The following is a 14,028-nucleotide window of genomic DNA, read 5'->3' on the forward strand; positions in this document are numbered from 1 at the left end:
TATGACGCCGACTGGTTCAGGGAAGCGTTGAAAGACAAAGGGATACGCGCCTGCATCCCTGGCCGGAAACAGCGGAACAATGCGGTCAAATACGACAAGCGCCGCTACAAACGCCGCAACCGGATCGAGATCATGTTCGGCAGGCTGAAGGATTGGCGGCGTGTGGCAACACGATACGACAGATGCCCGAAAGGCTTCCTGTCAGCCATCGCCCTCGCAGCCCTCGTTATTTACTGGCTATGAGTCCTGACCCTAAGATGAAGATGATGCTCACCACCGCAGGGCGCATTGGTGCGTTGCTGGAGCTCACTTGGTCGCGTGTCGACTTGGACCGACGCATCATCAAGCTTTCAACCTCAGACCTAGGACCTCGCAAGGGCCGGGCGACCATTCCTATCAACGACACTCTGCTGACTGCACTCACGGCTGCACAGACCGCTGCACGCTCCGACTTTGTTGTCGAGTGGGGCGGGCGGCAGGTTGGTTCGATCAAAACCGGCTTCAACGCCGCCGTCGCGCGGGCCGGAATCGACCACTGCACCCCGCCTGACCTGCGACGAACCGCAGGGCGCTTCATGGCAGAGGCTGGGGTGCCAATTGAAGAAATCGCCCAGTATCTCGGGCACTCCAATCCGAACATAACCAGGTCGACATACGGCCAGTTTTCACCGGACTATCTGCGCCGAGCCGCTGGTTCCCTGGAGTTTGGCGGGCCAACTTCGGTTCAACGAACCAGAGAGAAAACCCCAAAATCAACGTAAACCATTGATTTTATGGTGACCCCGGCAGGATTCGAACCTGCAACCTGCCCCTTAGGAGGGGGCTGCTCTATCCAGTTGAGCCACGGGGCCACGGGCCCCTCTTACCCGCTCCGTTCCGGCTTGTCATCACGCCCTTTCCCGGTCGTGAAAGCTCTAATCCAAGACAAAAAGCCCCGACACGCGCGGGGAAGCGGGGATGGTTTAAGCTGTCCTTAAAGTAGCGGTGCCATAGCTTCCCCTGATTTTCGGATGGCAGCCCGGGCCTGCCGCGCCCGGGGCCTCCGGCGCGTGCGCACGACCGGGGCCATCGAAGCGTTCAAGAGGGTTGACGACATGACGGCAATCAAGGGCCTTGGCCAGACAAACCGGGGGGATGGCGCCGCCTTCTCGCCCCTGGGGAACATGCGGCTCGCCGTGAAGCTGCCGCTGATCCTGACGGCCTTCGGCCTGATCGTGGCTGCGGTCCTGACCTTCACGTCCTACAACAATTCCCGCAAGCTGCTGGAGGATGAACTGGAGCGGAAGTTCCTGATCGCCGCCCATAGCCGCGCCACCCAGATCACCGACGCGTTGCAGGAAACCGAAGGACTGATGCGCGCCCAGGCGGAGGATCCGACGGTGGTCGCCGCGCTCAACAGCTTCATGTTGGCCTGGACCGCACTGGAAGGGGATCCCGGCGAGGTCGTGCGCCAGAACTACGTGCGCGACAATCCCAATCCTCGGGGCGACCGCGACATGCTGCGCACCTCCCCCGCCGGCACCCAGTTCGACCGGGTGCACGAGAAATATCACCCGTTCCTGGACCAGTTCGCCTCCGTCCGTGACCTTGAGGACGTTTACCTGATCGAGCGCGACGGCAGCGTCGTCTACTCGGTCGAGAAGGAGGCCGACTTCGGCACCAACGTTCTGACCGGCCCCTACCGGGACAGCGCCCTGGCCCGCGCCTTCAACCGGGCGATCGAGGCCCGTGGCCAGAAAACCATCCTGGAGGATTTCACCGCCTATGCCGGGGCAGAGGGCGATCCCGCCAGCTTCATGGCACGGGCCGTGCTTGGCCGGGATGGCAGCCCGCTGGGCGTGCTGGTCTACAACATGCCCACCGATCGCTTCAACGCGATCCTCAACAGCGCCGACGGACTTGGCGAGACGGGGGAGGCCCTCCTGATCGGTGATGACCTGCGCCTGCGCAGCAACTCCCGCTTCGAGGACGGCCCGCGCATGCTCGACATTGCACCCGGCGGCCCGTCGCTGCGCGCCATCCTGGGCGGCGAGACCGAGATCTTCGTGTCCGGCATCGGACTGCGCGGCAACCAGGTGGAGATGATGGGCGCTGACATCGCGTTCGACGGTGTGACCTGGAAGGTCTTGGTGGAACAGGCCCAGGAGGAAGTCTATGCGCCGGTCGTCGACCTGCGCAACCAGTTGCTGACGCAGGCTCTGGGGCTGATGGTCGTGCTCAGCATCATCGGGGTGCTGATCGGTCAATCGATCTCCAAACCCTTTGTCCGGATCGGCGCGGCGATCCGTGGCGTGGCCGATGGCGACCTCGCCTCCACCATCCCGATGACCGGACGGCGCGACGACGTGGGCACCCTGGCCAGCAACCTGGAAAACCTGCGCGGCAAACTGTCGACGGCGGCGGACATGCGGCGGCGCCAGGAACAACAGGCCCGTGATCAGCATGCGGTGGTCGAACACCTGACCGGGGCCATCGCGCAGCTGGCCGAGGGCAACCTGACCGCGGTGATCCAGCAGGAGTTCGCGGAGGACTATGAAGGTCTGCGCAACGGTTTCAACGCGGCCCTGCTGAAGTTGAACGACTCGATCTCGGAACTGGTGACCTCCTCGCGGGAGATCGACAATTCTGCCCATGACGTCGAAAACGCCTCCAACGACCTCAGCCAGCGCGCGATCGAACAGGCCGCAAACCTAGAGGAGACCGCCGCGGCGATCACCGAGCTGTCCGCCTCGGTCAAGTCCACTGCAGACAGTGCGGGCGAGGCCGACAACGTCATGACCCGCGCCAAGGAAGGCGCTCAGAAGAGCGGCGAGGTCGTGACCCAGGCGATGATCGCCATGGACAAGATCGCGACCTCCTCCCAGAAGATCACCCAGGTCACCTCGGTGATCGAGGACCTGGCCTTCCAGACCAACCTGCTGGCCCTGAACGCCGGGGTCGAGGCAGCCCGGGCGGGCGAGGCCGGGCGCGGCTTCGCCGTCGTCGCCTCCGAAGTGCGTGCCCTGGCTCAGCGCAGCTCCGAGGCGGCCAAGGAAATCAACCAGTTGATCCAGGAAGCGGCAGAGAATGTGTCCGGTGGTGTGGAACTGGTCGAAAAGGCCGGCAAGAGCTTCGAGAGCCTGATCGGGGAGTTCGACAAGGTCTCGGCCTCGGTCTCCTCCATCGCCACTGCGGCACGCGAACAGTCCGTAGGCCTGGAGGAAATCAACAGCGCGGTCGATCAGTTGGATCAGGTCACGCAGAAGAACGCGGCGGTGGCTTCCTCGGTGCATGGCACCGGCAAGCTGATGGTCAGCGAGGCGGCAAAGCTGAACCGTATCTCGGCAGGCTTCCGCTGTGACGAAAGCAAGGTGCGCCGTGCCGTGAGCACCAGCGCAGCGGCGCCACAGCCCAGCCAGGCCCGCGCGGTTGCCAACGCCCCTGCGGCAGCTGCGGACAGCCACGGCGCCGACGAATGGGCCGAATTCTGAGGGCTTCCTCTCCCAACCTCCCCCGGGGAGAGGCAAGATCAGGGGCGTGTCCGATGGGACGCGCCCCTGGTGATCTCTGGACGGGGTCAAGAAGCCGGCAATGCCGTTGTCCATGGGCGCGCCGGATGCCGATCTCGGGGCGGTGAATTTCCGCAAGGCGGAACGGCCTCGCAAAGGCCGCTTGCTGAAAGACGCGGGGACGGGATACGATCCGTTTACCACGGCCCGCGTGCGCCAAGACGCAGGGCATGACAAACAGGACCGCGCCCTTGACCAGACCGACGAACCGCCCGCTGACCCTTCGTGATGTCTCCGAAGCGTCGGGTGTGTCGGAAATGACCGTCAGCCGCGTCCTGCGCAATCGCGGTGATGTCAGCGAGGCCACCCGGCAGAAGGTCCTGCAGGCGGCCAAGCGTATGGGATATGTCCCCAACAAGATCGCTGGCGCCCTGGCCAGCCAGCGGGTGAATCTGGTCGCCGTGATCATCCCGTCGATGTCCAACATGGTCTTCCCTGAGGTGATGACCGGCATCTCCCGCGTGCTGGAAACCTCGCCCCTGCAGCCGGTGGTCGGCGTCACCGACTACCAGCCCGAGAAGGAAGAGACCGTCCTCTACGAGATGCTGTCCTGGCGCCCCTCCGGCGTGATCATCGCCGGGCTGGAACATTCCGACGCCTCGCGCGCCATGCTGAAGGCCTCGGGCATTCCGGTGGTCGAGATCATGGATACCGACGGCACGCCGATCGACAGCGCGGTCGGCATTTCGCACCGCCGCGCCGGGCGTGAGATGGCCCGTGCCATCCTGCGCGCCGGCTATCGCAAGATCGGCTTCATGGGCACCAGGCTGGGCCGCGACCATCGCGCCCGCAAACGTTTCGAGGGTTTCACCGAGGCGCTGGCGAAAAGCGGGATCGAGATCGCCGACACCGAGTTCTACACCCAGGGGTCCGGCCTCGGCAAAGGGCGCGAGATGACCAAGGCGATGATGGAGCGCCGCCCCGACCTCGATTGTCTCTATTATTCCAATGACATCGTCGGCGCCGGCGGGCTGCTGTGGATGATGGAACAGGGCTACGACATCCCCGGCCAGATCGGCATGGCCGGCTTCAACGACGTGGAACTGCTGAAGGGTCTGCCGAAGAAACTGGCGACGATGGATTCCTGCCGCGAAGAGATCGGGCGCCGCGCCGCCGAGATCATCCTGGAGCGCGTCGAACACCCGGATACGCCGCCCTCCGGCAAGGTGGAACTGAGCCCGAAGATCAACTTCGGCGACACCCTGCGGTTGGGCTAGGTGACGCGCCCGCAGCTCGACAATGCGACCGCCCGGCGGCTGTTCCTGCATCGACACCAGCTGGGCCAGGCGCCCGCCGGGCCCGGCAAGGGCGCCGACCTGCAGGCGCTGATCGAACAGCTGGGCTTCGTCCAGGTCGATTCGGTCAACACTCTCGCCCGTGCCCACGACATGATCCTCTATGCGCGCCGCCCGGCCTATCGCCCGGCGCATCTGCCGCGGCTGATCGAACGGGATCGCAGCCTGTTCGAACACTGGACCCATGACGCCTCCGTCATCCCAACGGCCTACCTGCCGCACTGGCGCCTGCGGTTTCAGCGCGACGCGGCGCGCCTGCGGGGCCGCTGGCCGCGTTGGCAGGGCGAGGCCTTCCTGGCCGAGCTGCAGCAGGTCCGCGACCATGTCACGGCCCATGGCGAGGTCTGTTCCGCCGACCTGAAGGCGGCGGAGGCCGAAAAATCCACCGGCTGGTGGGACTGGCACCCGTCGAAAGCGGCGTTGGAATACCTCTGGCGCAGCGGCGAGCTGGCGATTTCGCGGCGCAAGGGGTTCCGGAAATACTACGACCTGACCGAGCGGGTCCTGGGCTGGCCCGACCAGCCGCCCGAGGCGGAGACGCTGGACTGGCTGATGGCCGGCGCGCTGGACCGGCTGGGCTTTGCCACGCCGGGCGAATTGGCCGCTTTCTGGGACATTGCCACCCCCGCCGAGGCGAAGGACTGGGTACAGCGTGCCCTGGACGCCGGGCAGATCGAAGAGATCGAGGTTGCTGGCCACGACGGCAAGCTGCGGCGCAGCATCGCTCGGCCCGGCACGGTGGAGACCGCCGCGACCCTGCCCCCCGCGCCGCCCCGCCTGCGCGTCCTCAGCCCCTTCGATCCGGCGCTGCGCGACCGGGCGCGGGCGCAGCGACTCTTCGGTTTTCACTACCGGATCGAGATCTTCGTGCCGGCGCCGAGACGGATCTACGGCTACTACGTCTTCCCGCTGCTGGAAGGGGAACGGATGGTGGGCCGGATCGACATGAAGGCGGAGCGGGACAGCGGCACCCTGGCCGTCACCCGTCTGTGGCCAGAGCACGGCATCCGGTTCGGCCAGGGCCGCATCGCCCGGCTGGAGGCGGAATTGACCCGCGTCGCGCGGTTCGCCGGGCTGGAACAGATCCGCTTCGCCCCCGACTGGCTGGCAGATCCGAAATAGCCGAACCGAAGCAAAAGGGCCGCCCCGTGGCGACCCTCCTTCCATTTTCAACGTTGAGCATGTCGGCGATCAGCCCGCCGCGGTCACCGCGCGGCCGGTCAGCACCTTGGCCAGATGCGCCCGGTATTCGGCGGAGCCGTGCAGGTCGGCCATCATGCCATCCGGGTCCAGCGACAGACCCGAAACGGCCTCGGCGGAGAAATTGCCCGACAGCGCCTCTTCGGCCTCGGACCAGCGGAACACGCCCTCTTCGGAGGCGCCGGTGATGGCCACGCGCACCCCATCCGCGAATTTCGCCACGAAGACCCCGGCCAAGGCAAAGCGCGAGGCGGGCTGCTCGAACTTCACATAGGCCGCCGCATCGGGGATCGGGAAGGTGACGCGGGTGATGATCTCGCCCTCTTCCAGGGCAGTGGCGAACATGCCCTCGAAATACGCGTCCGCCGGGATCTCGCGGCGGTTGGTCACCACCGTCGCGCCCGAGGCCAGGGCCGCCGCCGGGTAGCAGGCGGCGGGATCGTTGTTGGCCAGGCTGCCACCGATGGTGCCCCGGTTGCGCACCGCCGGGTCGCCGATGTTGCCCGCCAGCGCGGCCAGCGCCGGGTAGGCCTCGGCCAGTTCCTTCGCCACTGTCGCATGGGTGGTCGCCGCGCCGATGGTCACGCTGTCGCCGCCTACCGTCACCCCCTTCAGCGCCTCGATCCCCAGCAGGCTGACCAGGGTTTCAGGCGCGTTCAGGCGCTGTTTCATCGTCGGGATCAGGGTCTGACCGCCGGAGAGGGGCTGGGCCTCGTCATCCGCCAGGGCCGCCACCGCCTCTTCCACCGTCGAAGGTTTCACGAAGTCGAAATTGTACATGGGTTCTCTCCCTGTTGAGGTTCCGCGAGGCCCGAAAGGCCCCGCGAAGTCCCTGACGGATCAGGCGTTCATCGCGGCCCAGACTCTGGCGGGCGACAGCGGCATGTCAATATGCGGGACCGATTTCCCGTCCCGTTGCAGCGCGTCGATCACCGCGTTGACCAGCGCGGGCGGTGATCCGATGGCTCCGGCCTCGCCACAGCCCTTCACCCCCAGCGGGTTGTGGGTGCAGGGCGTCTGGCAGGAATGATCCACGTCGATCATCGGCAGGTCGGAGGCACGCGGCATGGCGTAATCCATGTAGCTGGCCGACAGAAGCTGCCCGTCCGCATCGTAGACGCAGTTTTCCAGCAGGGCCTGGCCGATCCCCTGGCCGACACCGCCCTGCACCTGCCCCTCGACGATCATCGGGTTGATGACATTGCCGAAATCATCGGCGGCAACAAAGCTCTGCACCTCGACCCGGCCGGTGTCGGGGTCGACCTCCACCTCGCAGATGTAGCAGCCCGAGGGGTAGGTGAAGTTGGCCGGATCGTAGAAGGCCGTCTCCTCCAGTCCCGGTTCGATGTCATCCAGCGGGTAGTTGTGCGGCACATAGGCCGCCAGGGTCACGTCGCCCCAGGCCACGCTCTTGTCGGTGCCCGCGACGCTGAAGGCGCCGTCCTTCAGCTCGATGTCCGCCTCGGAGGCTTCCATCAGGTGCGCGGCGATCTTCTTTGCCTTGGCGATGATCTTTTCCGTCGCCCGCACCATGGCAGAGCCGCCGACCGCGATGGAGCGCGAGCCGTAGGTGCCCATGCCCATGGGCGTGTTGGCGGTGTCGCCATGCACGATCTCCACCTGGTCGGGCGAGATGCCGATCATGTCCGCCACCACCTGCGGAAAGGAGGTTTCATGCCCCTGCCCGTGGGAATGGCTGCCGGTCATCACGACCAGCCCGCCGGTGGCGTTCACACGCACCGTGGCGGATTCGTACAGACCCGCGCGGGCGCCCAGCTGGCCCACCAAGTTCGAGGGCGCGATGCCGCAGGCCTCGATATAATGCGACAACCCGATCCCGCGCAGCTTACCCTTCGCGACGGAGGCCGCGCGGCGCGTCTCGAAGCCCGCGTAGTCGGCCATCTGCATGGCCTTGTCCAAGGTCGCCTCGTAGTCGCCCGTGTCGTATTCGACGGCGACCGGGGTCGCATAGGGGAACTGGTCCTTGCGGATGAAGTTCTGGCGCCGCAGCTCTGCCGGATCCACCCCCAGCTCGCGCGCGGCCTTGTCGACGACTCGTTCCAGCTGGAAGGTCGCCTCGGGCCGCCCGGCGCCGCGATAGGCGTCCACCGGCACGGTGTTGGTGAAAACCGCCTTCACGTTCACGTAGATCAGCGGCGTGCGATAGTTGCCCGCCATCAGCGTGCCATGCAGCCATGTCGGCACCGAGGGCGCGAAGGTCGACAGGTAGGCCCCCATGTTGGCGTAGGTGTCGGTGCGCAGCGCCGTGAAGTTGTTCTCGGCGTCCAGCGCCAGCTGGATCGTGGTGACGTGGTCTCGCCCGTGCGCATCGGAAATGAAGGCCTCGGACCGGGTCGAGGTCCATTTCACCGGCCGCCGCAGCTGTTTCGCGGCGAAGGTGCAAAAGGCCTCCTCGGCATAGTGGAAGATCTTGGTGCCGAAGCCGCCGCCGACATCGGGGGCCACCACCCGCAGCTTGTGTTCCGGGATGCCCAGCACGAAGGCCCCCATCAGCAGGCGGATCACATGCGGGTTCTGCGAGGTGGTGTAGAGGGTCGAGCTGTCGTCGTGCATCGCGTAGTCGCCGATGGCCACGCGCGGCTCCATCGGGTTGGCGACCAGGCGGTTGTTGACCAGCTCCAGCGTGGTGACATGGGCGGCGTTCTGGAACGCCTCTTCCACCGCCGCCTTGTTCTCCTCGACGAAGCCCCAGTCGTAGCAGAGGTTCGAGGTCAGGTCGTCATGCACCAGGGGCGACCCTTCGGCCACCGCCTGTTTCATGTCGATGACCGCTGGCAGGTCTTCGGTGTCCAGCTCGATCGCCTCGGCGGCGTCGCGGGCCTGGTCCAGCGTCTCGGCGACCACGGCGGCCACGATCTCTCCCACATGGCGGATCTTGCCCTCGGCCATGATCGGGTGTTTCGGCTCCTGCATGGGCTGGCCGTGCTTGTCCGTCACCTGCCAGCCGCAGGGCAGGCCGCCGATGCCCTCGAAATCCTTCGCGGTGAAGATGCGCAGCACGCCGGGCATTTCGGCGGCGGCGCTGGTGTCGACCGCGTTCAGCGTCGCATGGGCCACGTCAGCGCGCAGGAAATGCACATGGGCCTGGCGGGCCAGGTTGATGTCGTCGGTGTAACGTCCGGTTCCGGTCAGGAAACGCAGGTCTTCGCGCCGCTTCACGCTGGCGCCGATGCCGTCCTTGGGCATGGTCTCTCCTCCCTTTGGTGCTGCCACGAGGGCAGTGGCGACGCGCCGCGTGGCACGCCAGACGGGCCGCGCCCCTCCTCCGGGCGCGGGACCGGATGTTTACTCGGCTGCCACCGCGACCGGCTGGCCCGAGGCCGCTTGGATCGCCTTGACGATATTGTGGTAGCCGGTGCAGCGGCAGATATTGCCGTCCAGGTGGTGGCGGATCTGCGCCTCGGTGGGCTGCGGGATCTCCTCCAGCAGCGCCGCGGCGGCCATCACCATGCCCGGGGTACAGAACCCGCATTGCAGGCCATGGTAGTCCTGGAAGGCCTGCTGGATCGCCGACAGGCTGCCATCGGCATTGGCCATTCCCTCAATCGTGGTGATCTCCGCGCCCTCCGCCTCGGCGGCGAACATGGTACAGCTTTTGACCTGCTTGCCGTCCACGTGGACGGTACAGGCGCCGCATTGCGAGGTGTCGCAGCCGATATGGGTGCCGGTCAGCCCCAGCTCTTCGCGCAGGAAGGCCGACAGCAGCGTACGCCCCTCGGCCTCGCCACTGACCTGCCGGCCATTGACGTGCATCGTGACTTTCATTCTCTCCTCCCTAGGTGGCGCAAGGTCACGCGGCCTCCCCGCCGCGCCCGAAGCTGCCTTGTTAAAAAGGCTAGGCCCGGGATTGGGGCAGAGACCATACGACTAAAGTCGTAGTGGCGGAGAGACGCTATTGTGAGTCACCGATAGGCGTGGATCGATTGCCATGGGGATGGTCGCCTTTGCCAGAACGGCCGACGTCATGTAGCATCAGATCATATGAAGGCGGAGGGACACGCCGATGGATCATAACCGCATGGAAACCGCGCTGGTCGTCGATGACCATCCGCTGTTTTGCGAGGCGCTGGCGCTGACGCTGCGCAGCGTGGCCGGTATCAGCGACATCCGAAAGGCCGCGACGCTGCAGGAGGCGCTGGAGCAGTTGCAGACCCACGGGGTGCCCAATGTCGTCATCCTGGACCTGAACCTGCCGGATGTGACCGGCCTGGACGGGCTGGTCAGGATGCGCAACGCGGCGGGCGTGCCCGTGGTCGTGGTGTCCTCCATGTCGGAGGACCGGCTGATCGCCTCGGCGATTCGCGCCGGGGCAGCCGGCTATATTCCAAAGCACAGCGATCGCGAGGTTTTCCGCACCGCCTTCGACCACCTGCGCCGCGGCGATACCTTCGTGCCCGAAGGCTACCTCAGCAGCAGCGACAGCCCCGACGACAGCAGCGCGATGGACCGCGACGAGGCGCTGGCGCGCATGGCCACGCTGACCAATCAGCAGGCACGGATCCTCGACCTGATCAAGGCCGGCAAGCTGAACAAGCAGATCGCCTTCGAACTGTCGATCGCCGAGACCACGGTGAAGGCCCATGTCACCGCGATCATGCGCAAGCTGGGGGTGCAAAGCCGTACCCAGGCCGCGCTGCTGGCCAGCGAGGCCAGTTTCAGTCATGTCCTGCAGAGGGAGGGCTGAGCCCCGGTGAAAGTCCAGGCCCCTCCCATGCAAGGCGCGCCCCTCACCCTGCGCCGAGAGACGACAGGGGCAGAGCTGCGCGCGCCTGCGGACTGGCGCGACCCACCGGCCGGGGATGCCCCAGGACAAGAGGCCACGACGGATACCACGCCGCCCGAAGCGCGTTCAAATCCGACCCGCGGCCCCGCGATCCTGCGATACGCCTCCGTCCCTGCCGATCTGCCCGAGGCCGATCTGCACCTCGCGCGCGCGCTCGCGCCCGATGCGCTGGATTGCACGCTGATCTTCGGCGCCAACGGGTCCGATGCCGGGCATATCCTGTCGCCCGGTGGCGCCTTTCGGGACAGCCGTGCCATCGGCTGCCACGCCGGCGGCGAGATCGACGACAGTGGCTATGCCACGGGCCGGCTGGTCGGCCTGGGTCTGCCGCGCAGCCATTTTCGCGCCCGGGCCCTGGCCTTCAGCGAGGCGGAAGCCCAGGCCACGACCACCTTGGTGCGTCGGATCCTGAAGGCCCGCGGCGTCCTGCAACAGGAGGCCCCGGACTGGTCGGAGGATTTCGCCGTGCTGCTGGTCGAAGGCGCCCGGCTGCCTGCGGAAACCGTGGCGGCCCGCATTGCCTCCGCCCTGGGGCCGATCCCGATGATCGGCGCCAGCCTCGCCCCCTCGGCGGCCCCATCGTCCGCCCATGCGGACACCGCCCGCGTGATCTTCGGCTCCGGCAACGTCGCCTGCGGCGCCATGCTTCTGATGGTACGCGGGCGCTGTCCGGTTCGGGCCTTCCGCAGCGATCATTTCGCCCCCACCGACCGCCGCATGGTCGTCACCGCCGCCGACCCTGCCTTCCGCCTGGTCACCGGGATCAACGGCGCGCCGGCCGCACAGGAATATGCGCGGCTGACCGGGCTCGACCCGGCCCGCATGGGGCCGGCTGACTTCATCGCCCACCCGCTTCTGGTGCGCGTCGGCGAAGAGCATTTCATCCGCGCCATCCGCCGGGTCACGCCCCAAGGCGCGCTGGAATTCCGCTCCGCCGTGGGCGAAGGCATGGTGCTGACCCTGGCGCGGGCCGGTGACATGGCCGAATGCCTGGACCGCGATCTGGAGGCGCTGCGCCAAGACAGCCCGACTGGCGCTGCACCTGACATGATCCTGGCCTTCGATTCCCACCTGCGCCGCAGCGAAGCGACCGCCCGCGGCCAGGCGGACCGGCTTTCGGCCATCATGGCCCGGCACCGGCTGCGCGGCCTGTCCAGCCAAGGGGAGCAACAGGGCGGGCGCTATCTGAACCACAGCCTGACGGGCCTGGCGATCTACCCGCCACCGGCGGAGTCACCGCTTTGACCGAAATGTCCGACCTCATCGACCCCGGCGAACCGCCAGAGGATCAGATCGCCCGCCTGCGCGCCATCGCCGAGGCTCTGATGCGGCGCGTCGAACAGCAACCGGACCTGTCCGAGGCCACCTTCGCCCAGTTGCAGCGCACCACCCTGCTGGAACAGGAGGTGCACAATCGCACCCGCGAGCTGGAAGAGACGCTGGACCTGCTGAACGCCGCCAATGAACGCCTGGCCAGTTCCTACCGGGAAAAGGAGGCGGTGCGCACCAACCTGATCAACGCGATCGAGGCGGTGCAGGGCGGTTTTGCCCTGTTCAGCCGCGACGAAGAGCTGGTGCTGTGCAACTCGCGCTTCGGCATGCACATGCCCGACCTGCGCGCCGCCCTGACCCCCGGGCTGACCTTCGCGGAATATGTCGACCTGGTCAGCCGCTCGCCGCACCTGACCCTGCCGCCAGGCGAGTCGCGCGAGGACTGGAAACGCCGGCGCCTGTCGCGCCACCAGGACCAGAACCTGCGCCTGAACGTGCGGCTGAACTGGAACCGCTGGGTGCAGGTCAGCGAACACCGCACCCCCGACGGTGGCATCGTCATCCTGCAGACCGACGTGACCGACATCATGCGGATCGAACGGCAGGAACGCGAACGCATGCTGGACGACCAGGCCCGGCTGATCCGCGCCACGCTGGAACATCTCGACCAGGGGGTCTGCATCTTCGACCGGCAATCGCGGCTGGTCGGCTGGAACCGCCGGGTGGGTGAGATGCTCGCCTTCCCCCTGCGCATGTTCTACATGGGCATCCACGCCGAGAAGCTGATCGACTGGATGAGCGAAAGCTTCACCTTCACCGACGGGATCGAGGGCGACACGGTCCGCCAGTGGACCCGCCGCAAGGATGGCCGCCCGCCGCTGAGTTTCGAGATCGAGAGCGCCGACGACCTGACGCTGGGGGTCTTCGCCCAGGAAATGCCCGACCGGGGCTTCGTCATCAGCTTCACCGACATCACCAATGAACGCGCCGCGGTCCGTGCGCTCAGCTTCCTGAACGAGGCGCTGGAGGCGCGGGTGTCGGAACGCACCGAGGAGCTGGAGGCGGCCCTGGCCGAAGCTGCCCTGGCCAACGAGACCAAGTCGCGCTTCGTCGCCGCCGCCAGCCATGACCTGCTGCAGCCGCTGTCGGCGGCCAAGCTGTTCCTGGCCTCGGCCGAGGACGAGGCCTCCGAGGAGGCGGCGCCGGTGCTCGGCAAGGCCCGGCGGGCGCTGGAAAGCGTTGAACACCTGATGGACGCGCTGGTCGACATTTCGCGCCTCGATTCGGGGCGGACCGAGGTGCATGTCGGCAAGGTCTCCCTGTCGCGGCTGATGCGGCAGCTGGCCGATGAACTGGCGCCCGAGGCCCGCGCCAAGGGGCTGGACCTGCGGGTGGTGCCGACCACTGCCGTGGTGGCCAGCGATCCGACCTACCTGCGCCGCATCCTGCAGAACCTGCTGACCAACGCCGTGCGTTACACCCGCGAGGGCAGCGTGCTGATGGGCGCCCGGCGGCACGGCAACCGGGTCACGGTGGAGGTAATCGACACCGGCCCCGGCATCCCCGAGGACCGCATGCGCGACATATTCCGGGAGTTTCAGCGCCTCGATTCCGCCGCCAGCGCGTCAGAGGGGATGGGGCTGGGCCTGGCCATTGTGGAACGCGCCTGCAGCCTGCTGAACCACGACCTGACCGTCACCTCCGAGCTGGGCAAGGGCACGCGGTTCGCGGTGACCCTGCCCGTCCTGCGGTTCGATTCGTAGGAGCAGCAGGCGCTTCCACGGGCCCGCAAGCGGCGTGCGCAGGGTGCCGCCCCGAACGCGACAGAGCCTGGACGCAAAAGGCGCGGATCGCCCTTCGGTCCAAAGCTCACCTCCCCGCCCGGGTCATGGCCGTCGGGCGCGTCAGG

12 protein-coding genes and 1 tRNA gene are annotated in these 14,028 nt (G+C 66.9%); 9 read left to right on the plus strand and 4 right to left on the minus strand.

Annotation, left to right across the window (positions count from 1 at the left end):
* A partial coding sequence (locus LC066_RS18655) for a transposase (protein WP_224902252.1) occupies positions 1-243 on the plus strand: 243 nt, incomplete at its 5' end.
* A 14-nt stretch (positions 244-257) separates the two neighbouring features.
* Complete coding sequence (locus LC066_RS18660; RefSeq protein ID WP_224902255.1) at positions 258-761, plus strand: tyrosine-type recombinase/integrase; 504 nt, start codon at positions 258-260, stop codon at positions 759-761.
* Positions 762-774: 13 nt separating this feature from the next.
* Here the strand turns inward: LC066_RS18660 and LC066_RS18665 are convergent.
* Positions 775-851, minus strand: a tRNA-Arg gene (locus tag LC066_RS18665).
* 243 nt (positions 852-1,094) lie between these two features.
* Here LC066_RS18665 and LC066_RS18670 point away from each other — a divergent pair.
* The 4 genes from LC066_RS18670 (at position 1,095) to LC066_RS18685 (ending at position 5,965) form a co-directional block, all read left to right on the plus strand.
* Positions 1,095-3,470, plus strand: coding sequence for a methyl-accepting chemotaxis protein (locus tag LC066_RS18670; RefSeq protein ID WP_224902259.1), 2,376 nt, complete (start codon positions 1,095-1,097; stop codon positions 3,468-3,470).
* A gap of 100 nt (positions 3,471-3,570) precedes the next feature.
* Entirely contained in the window at positions 3,571-3,777 is a 207-nt protein-coding gene (locus LC066_RS18675) for a hypothetical protein (RefSeq protein WP_222476240.1), read from the plus strand.
* Complete coding sequence (locus LC066_RS18680; protein WP_318246724.1) at positions 3,740-4,765, plus strand: LacI family DNA-binding transcriptional regulator; 1,026 nt, start codon at positions 3,740-3,742, stop codon at positions 4,763-4,765. The genes LC066_RS18675 and LC066_RS18680 overlap by 38 nt, the downstream gene beginning before the upstream one ends.
* Positions 4,766-5,965, plus strand: coding sequence for a winged helix-turn-helix domain-containing protein (locus LC066_RS18685; RefSeq protein WP_224902266.1), 1,200 nt, complete (start codon positions 4,766-4,768; stop codon positions 5,963-5,965). It abuts the gene before it with no gap.
* Between the two features lie 69 nt (positions 5,966-6,034).
* On the opposite strand, the gene LC066_RS18690 is transcribed toward LC066_RS18685, so the two are convergent.
* The 3 genes from LC066_RS18690 to LC066_RS18700 all read right to left on the minus strand — a co-directional run bounded on the left by LC066_RS18690 (position 6,035) and on the right by LC066_RS18700 (position 9,829).
* Positions 6,035-6,823, minus strand: a complete 789-nt coding sequence (locus tag LC066_RS18690; RefSeq protein WP_224902269.1) for an FAD binding domain-containing protein — start codon at positions 6,821-6,823, stop codon at positions 6,035-6,037.
* 60 nt (positions 6,824-6,883) lie between these two features.
* Entirely contained in the window at positions 6,884-9,250 is a 2,367-nt protein-coding gene (locus LC066_RS18695; protein ID WP_224902272.1) for a xanthine dehydrogenase family protein molybdopterin-binding subunit, read from the minus strand.
* 99 nt (positions 9,251-9,349) lie between these two features.
* A complete protein-coding gene (locus LC066_RS18700; RefSeq protein WP_224902276.1) occupies positions 9,350-9,829 on the minus strand; it encodes a (2Fe-2S)-binding protein in 480 nt (159 codons plus the stop codon).
* Positions 9,830-10,067: 238 nt separating this feature from the next.
* Between LC066_RS18700 and LC066_RS18705 the strand changes: the two genes are divergently transcribed.
* Genes LC066_RS18705 through LC066_RS18715 form a run of 3 tightly spaced genes read left to right on the plus strand, consistent with a single transcriptional unit; the run spans position 10,068 to position 13,882 of the window.
* The gene (locus LC066_RS18705) at positions 10,068-10,748 is read left to right on the plus strand and encodes a response regulator (RefSeq protein ID WP_222475017.1); all 681 of its coding nucleotides are present in this window, start codon (positions 10,068-10,070) and stop codon (positions 10,746-10,748) included.
* Positions 10,749-10,775: 27 nt separating this feature from the next.
* The gene (locus LC066_RS18710) at positions 10,776-12,092 is read left to right on the plus strand and encodes an FIST signal transduction protein (protein WP_224902279.1); all 1,317 of its coding nucleotides are present in this window, start codon (positions 10,776-10,778) and stop codon (positions 12,090-12,092) included.
* 5 nt (positions 12,093-12,097) lie between these two features.
* Positions 12,098-13,882: a PAS domain-containing sensor histidine kinase gene (locus LC066_RS18715; protein ID WP_224902282.1), complete on the plus strand. Its 1,785-nt coding sequence runs from the start codon at positions 12,098-12,100 to the stop codon at positions 13,880-13,882.
* Positions 13,883-14,028: the final 146 nt, after the last annotated feature.

Source organism: Pseudooceanicola marinus, from assembly GCF_020177265.1.
Taxonomy (GTDB): Bacteria; Pseudomonadota; Alphaproteobacteria; order Rhodobacterales; family Rhodobacteraceae; genus Pseudooceanicola; species Pseudooceanicola marinus_A.

Bases quoted from the DNA above. Each gene is read 5' to 3' on its own strand.
- LC066_RS18660 (WP_224902255.1), top strand. From the start codon at position 258: ATGAAGATGATGCTCACCACCGCAGGGCGCATTGGTGCGTTGCTGGAG.
- LC066_RS18670 (WP_224902259.1), top strand. From the start codon at position 1,095: ATGACGGCAATCAAGGGCCTTGGCCAGACAAACCGGGGGGATGGCGCC.
- LC066_RS18675 (WP_222476240.1), top strand. From the start codon at position 3,571: ATGCCGTTGTCCATGGGCGCGCCGGATGCCGATCTCGGGGCGGTGAAT.
- LC066_RS18690 (WP_224902269.1), bottom strand. From the start codon at position 6,823: ATGTACAATTTCGACTTCGTGAAACCTTCGACGGTGGAAGAGGCGGTG.
- LC066_RS18695 (WP_224902272.1), bottom strand. From the start codon at position 9,250: ATGCCCAAGGACGGCATCGGCGCCAGCGTGAAGCGGCGCGAAGACCTG.
- LC066_RS18700 (WP_224902276.1), bottom strand. From the start codon at position 9,829: ATGAAAGTCACGATGCACGTCAATGGCCGGCAGGTCAGTGGCGAGGCC.
- LC066_RS18705 (WP_222475017.1), top strand. From the start codon at position 10,068: ATGGATCATAACCGCATGGAAACCGCGCTGGTCGTCGATGACCATCCG.
- LC066_RS18710 (WP_224902279.1), top strand. From the start codon at position 10,776: ATGCAAGGCGCGCCCCTCACCCTGCGCCGAGAGACGACAGGGGCAGAG.
- LC066_RS18715 (WP_224902282.1), top strand. From the start codon at position 12,098: ATGTCCGACCTCATCGACCCCGGCGAACCGCCAGAGGATCAGATCGCC.